Origin of the sequence: Bacillus cereus group sp. BfR-BA-01441, assembly GCF_022663075.1 — a bacterium.
Taxonomy (GTDB): domain Bacteria; phylum Bacillota; class Bacilli; order Bacillales; family Bacillaceae_G; genus Bacillus_A; species Bacillus_A cereus.
Genome location: NZ_JAKUEU010000317.1, coordinates 1 through 290, shown reverse-complemented (window position 1 = coordinate 290; position 290 = coordinate 1). Strand labels below are relative to the sequence as shown.

Sequence of the window (290 nt, the reverse complement as noted above, 5' to 3'; positions counted from 1 at the left end):
GATCAGGTTGATAGGTTCGAGGTGGAAGCATGGTGACATGTGGAGCTGACGAATACTAATAGATCGAGGACTTAACCATATAATATGTAGCAAATGTTATCTAGTTTTGAAAGAATATAAAAAACTTGTTGACTTTCGAGGTCAAATAAGTTAAAATGATTCTTGTCTTAAATGAATACAGTCTGGTAATGATGGCAGAGAGGTCACACCCGTTCCCATACCGAACACGGAAGTTAAGCTCTCTAGCGCCGATGGTAGTTGGGACCTTGTCCCTGTGAGAGTAGGACGTT

At 41.0% G+C, this 290-nt stretch carries 1 rRNA gene; it reads left to right on the top strand.

From position 1 onward, the window contains the following. Positions 1-181: 181 nt before the first annotated feature. A 5S ribosomal RNA gene (gene rrf, locus MR107_RS30690) occupies positions 182-290 on the top strand; the annotation flags it as partial.